The sequence below is a fragment of the Pseudomonas sp. ACN5 genome (assembly GCF_002303975.1).
Taxonomy (GTDB): domain Bacteria; phylum Pseudomonadota; class Gammaproteobacteria; order Pseudomonadales; family Pseudomonadaceae; genus Aquipseudomonas; species Aquipseudomonas laurylsulfatiphila.
The window spans coordinates 139998-152257 of record NZ_MRCP01000011.1 but is presented as its reverse complement, the minus strand read 5'-3'; the positions used below and the strand labels follow the sequence as shown (position 1 = coordinate 152257).

Annotated in this window: 10 protein-coding genes; 2 read left to right on the top strand and 8 right to left on the bottom strand. The window is 60.6% G+C overall.

What is annotated here, in order from left to right:
* Nucleotides 1-4: 4 nt before the first annotated feature.
* The gene (locus BSF40_RS20810) at nucleotides 5-346 is read right to left on the bottom strand and encodes a DUF6124 family protein (RefSeq protein ID WP_095966529.1); all 342 of its coding nucleotides are present in this window, start codon (nucleotides 344-346) and stop codon (nucleotides 5-7) included.
* Between the two features lie 129 nt (nucleotides 347-475).
* Between BSF40_RS20810 and BSF40_RS20805 the strand changes: the two genes are divergently transcribed.
* Nucleotides 476-1123 carry a LexA family transcriptional regulator gene (locus BSF40_RS20805; protein ID WP_095966528.1) on the top strand — a complete coding sequence of 216 codons (648 nt, stop codon included), beginning with the start codon at nucleotides 476-478 and terminating at the stop codon, nucleotides 1121-1123.
* 39 nt (nucleotides 1124-1162) lie between these two features.
* On the opposite strand, the gene BSF40_RS20800 is transcribed toward BSF40_RS20805, so the two are convergent.
* From BSF40_RS20800 to BSF40_RS20785, 4 genes are all read right to left on the bottom strand, one after another.
* Nucleotides 1163-3118 (bottom strand): acetyl/propionyl/methylcrotonyl-CoA carboxylase subunit alpha, encoded by a 1956-nt coding sequence (locus BSF40_RS20800; protein ID WP_095966527.1) that lies wholly within the window; start codon nucleotides 3116-3118, stop codon nucleotides 1163-1165.
* Nucleotides 3118-3930: a gamma-carboxygeranoyl-CoA hydratase gene (locus BSF40_RS20795; RefSeq protein WP_007981004.1), complete on the bottom strand. Its 813-nt coding sequence runs from the start codon at nucleotides 3928-3930 to the stop codon at nucleotides 3118-3120. The genes BSF40_RS20800 and BSF40_RS20795 overlap by 1 nt, the downstream gene beginning before the upstream one ends.
* 133 nt (nucleotides 3931-4063) lie before the next feature.
* A complete protein-coding gene (locus tag BSF40_RS20790) occupies nucleotides 4064-5668 on the bottom strand; it encodes a carboxyl transferase domain-containing protein (protein WP_095966526.1) in 1605 nt (534 codons plus the stop codon).
* A 97-nt stretch (nucleotides 5669-5765) separates the two neighbouring features.
* Nucleotides 5766-6929, bottom strand: coding sequence for an isovaleryl-CoA dehydrogenase (locus tag BSF40_RS20785; RefSeq protein ID WP_095966525.1), 1164 nt, complete (start codon nucleotides 6927-6929; stop codon nucleotides 5766-5768).
* A gap of 294 nt (nucleotides 6930-7223) precedes the next feature.
* On the opposite strand from BSF40_RS20785, the gene BSF40_RS20780 reads away from it, so the two are divergent.
* Nucleotides 7224-8921 carry an AMP-binding protein gene (locus BSF40_RS20780; RefSeq protein ID WP_095966524.1) on the top strand — a complete coding sequence of 566 codons (1698 nt, stop codon included), beginning with the start codon at nucleotides 7224-7226 and terminating at the stop codon, nucleotides 8919-8921.
* A gap of 685 nt (nucleotides 8922-9606) precedes the next feature.
* On the opposite strand, the gene BSF40_RS20765 is transcribed toward BSF40_RS20780, so the two are convergent.
* The 3 genes from BSF40_RS20765 to BSF40_RS20755 all read right to left on the bottom strand — a co-directional run bounded on the left by BSF40_RS20765 (nucleotide 9607) and on the right by BSF40_RS20755 (nucleotide 12193).
* Nucleotides 9607-10506 (bottom strand): hydroxymethylglutaryl-CoA lyase, encoded by a 900-nt coding sequence (locus tag BSF40_RS20765; protein ID WP_095966523.1) that lies wholly within the window; start codon nucleotides 10504-10506, stop codon nucleotides 9607-9609.
* A gap of 150 nt (nucleotides 10507-10656) precedes the next feature.
* Nucleotides 10657-11058 carry a MerR family DNA-binding transcriptional regulator gene (locus BSF40_RS20760; protein WP_007980992.1) on the bottom strand — a complete coding sequence of 134 codons (402 nt, stop codon included), beginning with the start codon at nucleotides 11056-11058 and terminating at the stop codon, nucleotides 10657-10659.
* A gap of 205 nt (nucleotides 11059-11263) precedes the next feature.
* On the bottom strand, nucleotides 11264-12193 hold the full coding sequence (locus BSF40_RS20755) for a LysR family transcriptional regulator (RefSeq protein WP_007970503.1): 930 nt from the start codon (nucleotides 12191-12193) through the stop codon (nucleotides 11264-11266).
* Between the last annotated feature and the right edge of the window lie 67 nt (nucleotides 12194-12260).

The window sequence follows — 12260 nt, the reverse complement described above, 5'->3', positions numbered from 1 at the left end:
CACTTCAAGTGTTTTCATACTTTTCCAGCGAACGATCGACCATCGCCTTGGCCATGTCGATCATGTGCACCGTCGAAAACGCCAGGTCACGGTTTACGCCTTGCAGGTGACTGGCTGATTCGTATGCAGTGGCGGCAGCACAGCGCAGCAGGTCCAAGGCATGGACCAGCGCCTCTTCGCCGCTGATGTTGCGGTTGACATCAAAAAAACGCGACTCGGCCACTTCCTCCGAAACGGCAGGTTTCAGGTAATAGTCCAGCGCGCGTTGTGCCGCCGCCGAGTCCAGGGATGAGGTGAGGGTAGTGTCGATTTGCGCGTCCGGCAGGTCATTGGCGGGTGGGTTCATGGCGATGGCAAGCTCCGTGTTAGATTCAGATCCGTGAGTCGATCCTAATACGAACTGTATTTGTGACGAGGATTTAAATACTACAATTTGTGTTTTGATGGTCGGAGGCGCCCACGTATCGTGCCGCACATGGATAAATGGATTGAATTGGTCAAGGCCAAGATGAGTGAACTCAAAATCACTCAAGAGATACTCGCCGAGCGCCTCGGGATGTCCCAGGGCGGCATTGGCCACTGGCTCAACAAACGTCGTGAACCCGGCATCGATGACATGAACCGTGTGCTGCAGGCGTTGGGCCTGGAGTTTCTCGAGGTGGCGCTGGTGATCCGGGAACCGCAGGCGTCAACGGACGACGAAATCCCCCTGACCCGCAAGTACAACCCGTACTTTCGCTATCCGATCAGTGACTGGCACGAGCCTGCCGAAGTGCGCGACGGCGAGGTCCCGGTGTACGGCAAGGAGCGCTATGAACTGTCCGATTACCACGCCCGGGGGCCGGCATTCTGGTTGAGAGTGGCAGGCGATGCGATGACCGCGCCCAATGGCATCAGCATCCCGGAAGGCATGTTGATTCTGGTGGACCCGGCCGTGGAAGCCGTGCCTGGCAAACTGGTCATTGCCCAGTGGCCGGACAGCACCGAAGCCACGTTTCGCAAGCTGATCGAAGAGGGTGGTCAGCGTTATCTGGTCCCGCTCAATCCGACGTATCCGAAAGCCTTGTACGCCGATGAGTGTCGAATCATCGGCGTAGTGGTTCAGGCAACCGCCAGGTTCTGATCAGATGGGTCCTGGCAATGCGCAGGACCCATCTTCATTTCACGCTTCTTCCAGTTCGACCAGTGCACTGCCTTCGCTGACCATCTCGCCTTCCTGGCAATACAGCGCCTTGATCACCCCGGCATGGGGCGCGCGAATGCTGTGCTCCATTTTCATCGCTTCCAGTACCACCAACTGCGCCCCGGCCTCGACCGATTGCCCGGCCTCCACCAGCACGCGGACGATGCTGCCGTTCATCGGTGCGGTCAGCCCGCCCTGATGGCTGTGGCTGGCCTCGACGGCGCTGATCGGGTCATAGGCCTCGATGCGGTGCAATTCGCCATCCCACTGCAAATACACATGCTCGCCACGGCGTATTGCCCGGTGTTGACGGCGCACGCCAGCCTGCTCGGTCAACAGATGCTCACCCTTGAGCCGGGCACTGTGAGCATTGATATCGCCCAGCGTCAGTGCACGGTCCTGGCCTTCACAACTCAAGTGCAGAGTGATTTCTCTCGGCAAACCGGCACGCAGACCATTAGGCGCCGCCCACGGTGAGCTCGGGTCATCGGCACGGGTTGCGTGCGGCTGGCTCTGGGCAAATGCCTGGGCGGCGGCTTGCCAGAACTCATCGCCGAGTTGTGCTGGCGCCGGCAGCAACTGTTCCTGATAGCGCGGAATGAAGCCGGTATCGAGTTCGGCAGCGGCGAACGCCGGGTGACCGATGATGCGCCGCAGGAAGTTGATGTTGGTTTTCAACCCGCCGATGGCGAACTCGTCGAGCATGCTCAGCAGGCGCAACCGTGCCTGTTCACGATCCTCGCCCCAGGCAATCAGCTTGCCGAGCATCGGGTCGTAGAATGGCGAAATTTCATCGCCTTCTTCGACGCCGCTGTCCACCCGGCGCCCAGGCCCCGGGGCGGATTCGCGATACAGCTCCAGGCGACCGGTCGCCGGCAGGAAATCATTGCCTGGATCTTCGGCGTACAGCCGCACTTCGATCGCGTGACCCACCAGCGGCACCTGATCCTGAGTCATCGGCAACGCTTCACCGCGTGCCACGCGAATCTGCCAGGCCACCAGGTCGAGACCGGTGATGGCTTCGGTGACCGGGTGTTCGACTTGCAGGCGGGTGTTCATCTCCATGAAGAAGAATTCGCCGCGGGCATCCAGCAAAAACTCGACGGTGCCGGCACCGACGTAGCCGATGGCCTGCGCCGAACGCACAGCCGCTTCACCCATGGCGCGCCGCAGTTCCGGGCTCAGGCCCGGTGCCGGGGCTTCTTCGACGACTTTCTGGTGCCGGCGCTGAATCGAGCAGTCACGCTCGTTGAGGTACAGGCAGTTGCCGTGCTGGTCGGCGAACACCTGGATTTCCACATGACGTGGCTTGAGCAGGTATTTCTCCACCAGCATCCGCGAATCGCCGAACGACGATTGCGCCTCACGCTGCGCCGAGGCCAGGGCTTCGGCCAGCTGGCTGACGTCCTCGACCACTTTCATGCCTTTGCCGCCACCGCCCGCGGTGGCCTTGAGCAGTACCGGGTAGCCGATGCGTTCGCAGGCGGCGCGGAAGGTTTCCAGGTCCTGGGCTTCGCCGTGATAACCAGGCACCAGTGGCACGCCGGCGGTTTCCATCAGGGCTTTGGCCGCGGACTTGCTGCCCATGGCGTCGATGGCCGAGGCCGGTGGGCCGAGGAAAATCAGACCGGCGTTTTCAATGGCGCGGGCGAATCCGGCGTTCTCCGACAGAAAACCATAGCCGGGGTGAATCGCCTGGGCGCCGCTGGCCTTGGCGGCGGCGATCAGCTTGTCGATCTGCAGATAACTGTCGGCGGCTTTGCTGCCACCCAGGTCAACGCGAATGTCGGCTTCGCGGCTGTGCCGGGCGTCACGGTCGGTGGCGCTGTGCACGGCCACGGTCGTCAGGCCCAGGGCCTTGGCGGTGCGCATCACCCGGCAAGCGATTTCGCCACGGTTGGACACCAGCAGGGTGGTGAGGACAGGTGCGCTCATCAACGGGGCTCCTTGGTGGTTTCGGCTTGCCAGCTCGGCGGACGTTTTTGCAGGAAGGCACGCAGGCCTTCCTGCCCCTCGGGGCTGACGCGGATGCGGGCGATGGCGTTTTCGGTGTAGCGGCGCAATGCCGGGGTCAATGAGCCGTCGCCGACTTCGCGCAACAGATCCTTGCTGGCGCGCATGGCCGCCGGGCTGTTGAGCAGCAGATTGTCGATCCACTGCTCGACTTTCTGTTCCAGCTCGGCACTGGCATAGCTCTCCGACAACAGGCCGATTTCCCGTGCCCGTTGCCCGCCAAAGCGCTCAGCCGTCAGGGCATAACGCCGGGTCGCGCGCTCGCCGATGGCTTGCACCACGAATGGGCTGATCACTGCAGGTGCCAGGCCGATGCGCACTTCCGACAGGCAGAACTGCGCGTCATCGGCACCGATGGCCATGTCGCAGCAACTGATCAGGCCCAGCGCGCCGCCGAAGGCTGCGCCTTGCACCACGGCCAGGGTCGGCACTTTCAGTTTGGCCAGGTTGTACATCAACTCCGCCAGTTCCCGGGCGTCATCGAGGTTGGTGGCGTAATCGAGTTCGGCCGATTGCTGCATCCAGGCCAGGTCAGCGCCGGCGCTGAAGTGCTTGCCACGGCCGCGCACGATCAGGAATCGCAGGCTGGCATCGCTCGCGACTTTGTCGAGGGCGATGATCAGTTCGCGGATCATTTCGGCGTTGAAGGCGTTGTTCTTTTCTTCACGGCTGAGCCACAGGGTGGCAAAACCACGCGGATCGCTCAGCAGTTCGAGGGTGTTGAAGTCGCTCATATTCGTCCGTCTCCACGGCTCTTGTGTAGGAGCGAGCTTGCTCGCGATGGGCTACAGGGCGGCGCGTTTTTTCAGAAAACACGCGTTATCGTTAACGTCCATCGCGAGCAAGCTCGCTCCTACAGCAAAAAAATCACATCCGGAACACGCCGAAGCGGCTCGGTTCGATTGGCGCGTTCAACGACGCGGACAAGGCCAGGGCCAGTACGTCGCGGGTCTGGGCCGGGTCGATGACACCGTCGTCCCACAGGCGCGCGCTGGAATAGTAGGGGTGACCCTGTTCTTCGTACTGGTCGAGGATCGGTTGCTTGATCTCGGCTTCCTGCTCGGCACTGAAACCATGGCCGCTGCGTTCGGCCTGTTCGCGCTTGACCTGCACCAGCACGCCGGCCGCCTGCTCGGCGCCCATCACCCCGATGCGTGCGTTTGGCCACATCCACAAGAAGCGCGGATCGTAGGCGCGACCGCACATGCCGTAGTTACCGGCACCGAAGCTGCCGCCGATGATCACCGTGAACTTCGGCACCTTGGCGCAAGCCACCGCCGTCACCAGTTTCGCGCCGTGCTTGGCAATACCGCCGGCTTCGTATTTCTGGCCGACCATGAAGCCGGTGATGTTTTGCAGGAACAACAACGGAATGCCGCGCTGGCATGCCAGTTCAATGAAGTGCGCGCCTTTCTGCGCCGCTTCGGCGAACAGAATGCCGTTATTGGCGAGGATAGCGATCGGGTAACCGTGCAGGTAAGCAAAACCGCAGACCAGCGTTGTCCCGAACAGCGCCTTGAACTCGTCGAACACCGACCCGTCCACCAGTCGCGCGATGACTTCGCGCACGTCGAACGGCTGCTTGGCATCGGCCGGCACCACGCCGTACAACTCGTCGCTGCCGTAGAGCGGGGCGATCGGCGTGCGTTGTTGAACCTCGCCTTGTTTGCGCCAATTGAGGTTGGCCACACTGCGGCGCGCCAGCGCCAGGGCGTGTTCATCGCTCTCGGCGTAATGGTCGGCCACACCGGAAATCTTGCAGTGCACATCGGCCCCGCCGAGGTCTTCGGCGCTGACCACTTCACCGGTCGCGGCCTTCACCAGCGGCGGACCGGCGAGGAAGATCGTCGCTTGTTCGCGGACCATGATCGCTTCGTCGGCCATCGCCGGCACGTAGGCGCCGCCAGCGGTGCAGGAGCCCATGACCACGGCAATCTGCGGAATGCCCATGGCGCTCATGTTGGCCTGGTTGAAGAAGATCCGGCCGAAGTGCTCACGGTCAGGGAACACTTCATCCTGACGCGGCAGGTTGGCGCCGCCCGAATCCACCAGGTAGATGCACGGCAGGCGGTTCTGCTGGGCAATGGTCTGGGCGCGCAGGTGTTTTTTCACGGTCAGGGGGTAATACGAGCCGCCTTTTACCGTGGCGTCGTTGGCGACGATCATGCACTCGACGCCTTCCACACGACCGATCCCGGCAATCACGCCCGCAGCGGGGACGTCTTCGCCATACACCTCATACGCCGCCAGTTGGCTGATCTCCAGAAACGGCGAACCCGGATCGAGCAAGCGGTTGATGCGCTCGCGAGGCAGCAGTTTGCCCCGCGAGGTGTGGCGTTCCTGAGCCTTCGGGCCGCCACCTTGTGCCACTTGGGCGAGCAGGGTGTGCAGCGCGTCGACCTGCTTGAGCATCGCCGCGCTGTTGGTGGCGAACTCCGCTGAACGAGGGTTGAGCTGGGTATGCAGAATCATGGCTTACTCCGTAAGCAGCTTTAAGCGGCAAGCTTCAAGCTGCAAGAGGATCGCTTCTGCTTGTCGCTTGAAGCTTGCCGCTTGCAGCTGACGAAATTCATTTCGTCTCGTTAAACAGTTCGCGACCGATCAGCATGCGACGGATCTCACTGGTGCCCGCGCCGATTTCGTACAGCTTGGCGTCACGCAACAGACGGCCGGCCGGGAATTCATTGATGTAGCCGTTGCCACCGAGAATCTGGATCGCGTCCAGAGCCATTTGCGTGGCGCGTTCGGCGCTGTAGAGGATCACGCCGGCGGCGTCCTTGCGCGTGGTTTCGCCGCGCTCGCAAGCCTGGGCCACGGCGTACAGGTAGGCGCGGCTGGCGTTGAGCTGGGTGTACATGTCGGCGACCTTGCCCTGGATCAGCTGGAATTCGCCGATGCTTTGGCCGAACTGCTTGCGGTCGTGGATGTACGGCACGATCAGGTCCATGCACGCCTGCATGATGCCGGTCGGGCCACCTGAAAGGACGACGCGCTCGTAGTCGAGGCCGCTCATCAGCACTTTCACGCCGCCGTTGAGCACGCCGAGGATGTTTTCTTCCGGCACTTCGACGTCATCGAAGAACAGCTCGCAGGTGTTCGAACCGCGCATGCCGAGCTTGTCGAACTTGTTGCTGCGGCTGAAACCTTTCCAGTCGCGCTCGACGATGAACGCGGTGATGCCGTGGGGGCCCTTTTCCATGTCGGTCTTGGCGTAGATCACGTAGGTGTTGGCGTCCGGACCGTTGGTGATCCAGGTCTTGCTGCCGTTGAGCACGTAGTGGTCGCCACGCTTGTCGGCGCGCAGTTTCATCGAGACCACGTCGGAACCGGCATTCGGCTCACTCATGGCCAGCGCGCCGATGTGCTCGCCTCTGATCAGCTTCGGCAGGTATTTGGATTTCTGTTCGTGGTTGCCGTTGCGGTTGATCTGGTTGACGCAGAGGTTGGAGTGGGCGCCATAGGACAGGGCCACCGAGGCCGAGCCGCGGCTGATTTCTTCCATGGCGACCACGTGAGCCAGGTAACCCAGGCCAGCGCCGCCGTACTCTTCCGGCACGGTAATGCCCAGCAGGCCCATGTCGCCGAATTTGCGCCACAGGTCGGCGGGGAACAGGTTGTCGATGTCGATCTGAGCGGCGCGCGGGGCGATCTCCTTGGCGACGAAGGACTGGACCTGATCGCGCAGCATGTCGATGGTTTCACCGAGGGCAAAGTTCAGGGATGGATAGCTCATGGGTCACCTTTTGGCTTTTTTGTGGGGCGGGGGAGGGCCGTGATTGGGTTCTCACCTTTACGTTAACGTAAGCCTGTGACGAATGGCTGTCAATCACCCTTTACGTTAACGTCAACTTGAGCGAGAGTAGAGGCAGTTCAAGATAGAACGCGGACCCATCCTGTGGGAGCGGGCTTGCTCGCGAAGGCGTCCTGTCAGTCGACATTCATGTTGTCTGATACACCGCTTTCGCGAGCAAGCCCGCTCCCACAAGGGACCGCCGGTAGCCCATAAATAAAGACAATAGGGGTCGTCATGGATCAACCCAGTGCAAGCCCGCAACGCAGTTACACCCGTGGTTCCCAGGACAAAGCCTTGCTGGCGATGACCATCGGCCAGGCGTTCGACAACACGGTCGCGCAGTACCCGGACGGGGAGGCGCTGGTGGTGCGCCATCAACAGCTGCGTTACACCTGGCGGCAACTGGCCGAGGCTGCGGACCTGCACGCCAGGGCGCTGCTGGCGCTGGGGCTGCAAGCCGGGGACCGCCTTGGTATCTGGGCGCCGAACTGTGCGCAGTGGTGCATCAGCCAGGTTGCCACCGCGAAAATCGGCGTGATCCTGGTCAATATCAATCCGGCGTATCGCAGTTCCGAACTCGAATACGTGCTCAAGCAATCCGGCTGCCAATGGCTGGTTTGCGCCGGCGCCTTCAAGACGTCGAACTATCACGCGATGCTGCAAGGCCTGGTGCCCGAGCTGGCCGAGCAATCCATCGGCAAACTGCAGAGCGAGCGGTTGCCGCAGTTGCGTGGCGTAATCAGCCTGGATGCCCAGCCGCCGTCGGGGTTCCTGCCCTGGTCGCAACTGGCCGGTCTGGCGGGCAGCGTGACGGTCGAGCAACTGCATGAGCGCCAGAACAGCCTGCATTTCGATCAGCCGGTGAATATCCAGTACACCTCTGGCACTACCGGTTTCCCCAAGGGCGCGACCCTCAGTCACTACAACATTCTCAACAACGGTTACATGGTCGGTGAAAGCCTGGGCCTGACGGCGGCCGATCGCCTGGTGATCCCGGTGCCCTTGTATCACTGCTTCGGCATGGTCATGGGCAATCTCGGCTGCATCACCCATGGCAGCACGATGATTTATCCGAACGACGCGTTCGATCCGTTGCTGACCCTCAGCACTGTGGCTGACGAAAAAGCCACGGCGCTGTACGGCGTGCCGACCATGTTCATCGCCATGCTCGATCAACCTCAACGTGCCGAATTCGATCTGTCGAGCCTGCGCACCGGGATCATGGCAGGCGCAACCTGTCCTATTGAAGTGATGCGTCGGGTCATCAGCGAAATGCACATGAGCGAAGTGCAGATTGCCTACGGCATGACGGAAACCAGTCCGGTGTCATTGCAGACCGGTCCTTCAGACGACCTGGAACTGCGCGTGACCACCGTCGGCCGCACCCAGCCGCAGCTTGAAAGCAAGATCATCGACGAAGCCGGCAACCTGGTGCCGCGGGGCACCATCGGTGAGCTGTGCACTCGCGGTTACAGCGTGATGCTGGGTTACTGGAACAACCCCGAAGGCACCGCAGAAGCCATCGATCAGGCAGGCTGGATGCACACCGGTGATCTGGCGAGCATGAACGATGAGGGGTACGTGTGTATTGCCGGGCGCAACAAGGACATGATCATCCGTGGCGGTGAGAATATTTACCCGCGGGAGCTGGAAGAGTTTTTCTTCACGCATCCGGCCGTTGCGGATGTTCAGGTAATCGGCATTCCATGCTCGCGCTACGGCGAAGAGATCGTTGCCTGGATCAAGTTCCACCCCGGCCACAGCGCTACCGAACAAGAGCTGCAAGCCTGGTGCAAGGAGCGCATCGCGCACTTCAAGACGCCGCGTTACTTCAAGTTCGTGGAAGAGTTTCCAATGACCGTGACCGGCAAGATCCAGAAATTCCGGATGCGCGAGATCAGTATCGAGGAGTTGCGCATCAACAAAGGCTGAACACAACCTAATGTGGGAGCGGGCTTGCTCGCGAAGGCGTCGGATCAGTCGATACATGTATTGACTGATCCGACGCCTTCGCGAGCAAGCCCGCTCCCACAGTTTTGATCGAGGAAAACCTGAATGCCAGACAGCACAAAGGGGAGCCGAAGCTCCCCTTTAATTTGTCGTTGCGCGTGCTCTTTTTTTATTATTGAGGGTCGGTCTGTTGTTGTTTTTGGCAACCGTTGCCCTTTACCGCTGTTTTTGGCGATCCCCATCCGGGATCAAGAGCAAACGTATTTTTTTGAGCGCTGATCTGCTTTTTCGCTGAGCGATCCAACCAGTACGGGAGCTACCTGAAGGTAGTTTTATTATTCTCTGTCTGGTCGCGGGTCACTTCGAAAAGCACCCTGAAAAGCACATCTTCTCCAAAAAAATCTGTTAGCTGCGTCTCTGCCGTGTTGTTTTTGTTATGTCAGAGTCGTTACGTCTTGTTTTTATTAGGGTTGCCGCAATTTTTTTATTCTTGTTATGCGATAGATATAGCAGGAGCCGTGCCAACTTTTTAAAAGTCTTTAAAATCAACGTTTTACGGTTTTGCAGGGTTTTTCGACTCAGGCAAAACCCTACATTTTGTTTCCGTGTTACTCGCTTGTGCCCACGTTTGAGTCTGCGCGGTAACACCCGGACACACTCAACCCACTCACTGTGCGCTGCGAGCCCTGGCCACGCGGGAACCGGTCGGGCGACCCAATACGCTGCAAATCTGTTGACCGGCGAGCATCAGGGCGTCGAGGTCGATTCCGGTGGCGATACCCAGGCCGTTCAGCAGGTAAACCACGTCTTCGGTCGCGACGTTACCGCTGGCGCCCTTGGCATAGGGACAGCCGCCGAGACCGGCGATGGAGCTGTCGAACACCGAGATACCTTCCAGCAGGCTGGCGTAAATGTTGGCCACGGCCTGGCCGTAGGTGTCGTGGAAGTGCCCGGCGAGTTTTTCACGGGGTACATCCTTTGCTACCACTTCGAACATTTTCCGCGTCGCGCCAGCGGTGCCGGTGCCGATGGTGTCCCCCAGCGAGACCTCGTAGCAGCCCATGGCATAGAGCTCGCGAGCGACCAAAGCGACTTGCTCCGGGGGAATGTGACCTTCATAGGGGCAGCCCAGCACGCAGGACACGTACCCGCGCACGGTCACTCCCTGTTGTCTGGCGGCCTCCATGATCGGCGCGAAACGCTCCAGGCTTTCGCTGATCGAGCAATTGATATTGCGCTGGGAAAACGCTTCGGACGCCGCGGCGAACACGGCCACTTCCTTGACCCCGGCGGCGAGGGCATCTTCAAAACCGCGCAGGTTGGGAGCAAGTGCGCCATAGACCACACCCGGTTTGCGCTGGATCTGCGCGAAAACCTCGGCGGAGCCGGCCATCTGCGGCACCCACTTGGGCGACACGAAACTGCCGACTTCTATATAGCCGAGCCCGGCTGCGGTCAGTGCATCGACCAGTTGCACCTTGTCGGCAACACTGATGGGTTGGGCTTCGTTTTGCAGGCCGTCGCGCGGGCCGACTTCGACAATGCGTACGTGGGAGGGGAGGGACATGGGCTTCGACCTGTGCTGATTGTTCGGAGAAACCTGTAGGAGCGAGCTTGCTCGCGATGGGTTCTCAGGCACCGCGTTTATCCAGCAAACACGCGTTATCGTTAACGACCATCGCGAGCAAGCTCGCTCCTACAGGGGGGCGGTGTGGATTTATTGAATCGATTCCTGGCTTTTGAGGGTCTGCTCCAGCGCCTGTACGCAGCGCTCTTCGGCAGTATCGAGCTCCAGTTTCATCTGTTCGATGTCCAGCAACTGTTGTTCAAGCTGCTCACGGCGCTCGCTGATTTTCGCCAGCATGCTGTGCAACTGTTTGGTGTTACCGCTGGACGGATCGTAAAGCTCGATCAGCTCGCGGCATTCAGCCAGCGAGAAACCGATGCGTTTTCCCCGCAGGATCAGCTTCAGGCTGACTTTGTCCCGGGGCGAGTAAATGCGTTCCTGACCACGGCGCTCGGGGCTGAGCAGGCCTTGCTCCTCATAAAAGCGAATGGCGCGGGTGGTGATGTCGAGCTCGCGGGCGAGGTCGGAAATGCTGTAGGTCTGGCTGCTCATGGAAGCGCTCGCAAAAGGTCATGGCGCTAAGCTAATGGCAGGTTGACGTTTACGTCAAGGGGCGTGAATTTTCAGTGTTCTTGCTGGCCCCTTCGCGAGCAAGCTCGCTCCCACATTGGATCTTCAGTGGACACAAAACTGGTGCCCTGCACAGATCCCTGTGGGAGCGAGCTTGCTCGCGATGGGGGCACCCCGGTATCAAGCCCTACACCTTCTCGAGCTTCTTCTCCTGCGCCGTCACCTGCTGGCACAACTCGATCATCTGCTCGCGCATCCAGCGGTTCGCAGGGTCCTGGTCAGTGCTTTCGTGCCAGTAAAGGTGGGTTTCCACCGGCGGCACATCGTTGACCGGCAGATAAAAGGCGTGCAGGTCGTTACGGCGGGCGAAGCGTTCCGGCACGGTCATGACCATGTCCGTCTGCTGCAACACCTGCGAGGCCATCAGGTAATGCTGGGAACGCAGGGCGATCTTGCGCTGGATGCCCATCTTGCCCAGCGCCAGGTCGACATAGCCGAGGCCGCTGCGGCGGCTGGAAATATGGATGTGGGTCAGGCTGAGGTAGTCATCCAGCGTGAGTTTTTCCTTGCCCGCCAGCGGATGCCCCTTGCGCATGGCGCACACGTAGCGGTCTTCCATCAACTTGACGTGACGCACTTGCGGGTCGGTGTTGAGCGGCGCATCGACCGCAAAGTCCAGGCGGCCGGCCGCCAGTTCCTTGGTGGTCTCGCGGCGTTTGGACAGAAAACTCTCGATGATCACCGTCGGCGCCAGGCGGCGCAGGCGCTGGAACAACGGCGGCAGGATCACCGCTTCGGTGAGGTCGGTCATGCTGATGCGATAGGTCTTGACCGCTTGCTGCGGGTTGAAAATGCGGCTTTCCTGCACCGACACGCGTAGCAGTGAGAGCGCATTGCGCACCGGGCCGATGATGTTCTGCGCCATGGGCGTCGGCACCATGCCCTGGGCCGTGCGTACGAACAGCGGGTCGTTGAAGGTCTCGCGCAGGCGGGCCAGAGCGTTCGACACCGCCGGTTGGGTGATGCCGACAATCTGCCCGGCGCGGGTCAGGTTGGCTTCGGTGTAGATCGCGTCGAAGACGATGAAAAGGTTGAGATCGACCTTGCTCAGATTCATTACGCGGCTCTCTTATTGTGTGGGCGGGCTGACCTTGACGATCAGCCGATCATATATCGGTGATGAA

Coding starts and splice junctions, on each gene's coding strand:
- BSF40_RS20810 (WP_095966529.1), bottom strand. CDS start 346: ATGAACCCACCCGCCAATGACCTGCCGGACGCGCAAATCGACACTACC.
- BSF40_RS20805 (WP_095966528.1), top strand. CDS start 476: ATGGATAAATGGATTGAATTGGTCAAGGCCAAGATGAGTGAACTCAAA.
- BSF40_RS20800 (WP_095966527.1), bottom strand. CDS start 3,118: ATGAGCGCACCTGTCCTCACCACCCTGCTGGTGTCCAACCGTGGCGAA.
- BSF40_RS20795 (WP_007981004.1), bottom strand. CDS start 3,930: ATGAGCGACTTCAACACCCTCGAACTGCTGAGCGATCCGCGTGGTTTT.
- BSF40_RS20790 (WP_095966526.1), bottom strand. CDS start 5,668: ATGATTCTGCATACCCAGCTCAACCCTCGTTCAGCGGAGTTCGCCACC.
- BSF40_RS20785 (WP_095966525.1), bottom strand. CDS start 6,929: ATGAGCTATCCATCCCTGAACTTTGCCCTCGGTGAAACCATCGACATG.
- BSF40_RS20780 (WP_095966524.1), top strand. CDS start 7,224: ATGGATCAACCCAGTGCAAGCCCGCAACGCAGTTACACCCGTGGTTCC.
- BSF40_RS20765 (WP_095966523.1), bottom strand. CDS start 10,506: ATGTCCCTCCCCTCCCACGTACGCATTGTCGAAGTCGGCCCGCGCGAC.
- BSF40_RS20760 (WP_007980992.1), bottom strand. CDS start 11,058: ATGAGCAGCCAGACCTACAGCATTTCCGACCTCGCCCGCGAGCTCGAC.
- BSF40_RS20755 (WP_007970503.1), bottom strand. CDS start 12,193: ATGAATCTGAGCAAGGTCGATCTCAACCTTTTCATCGTCTTCGACGCG.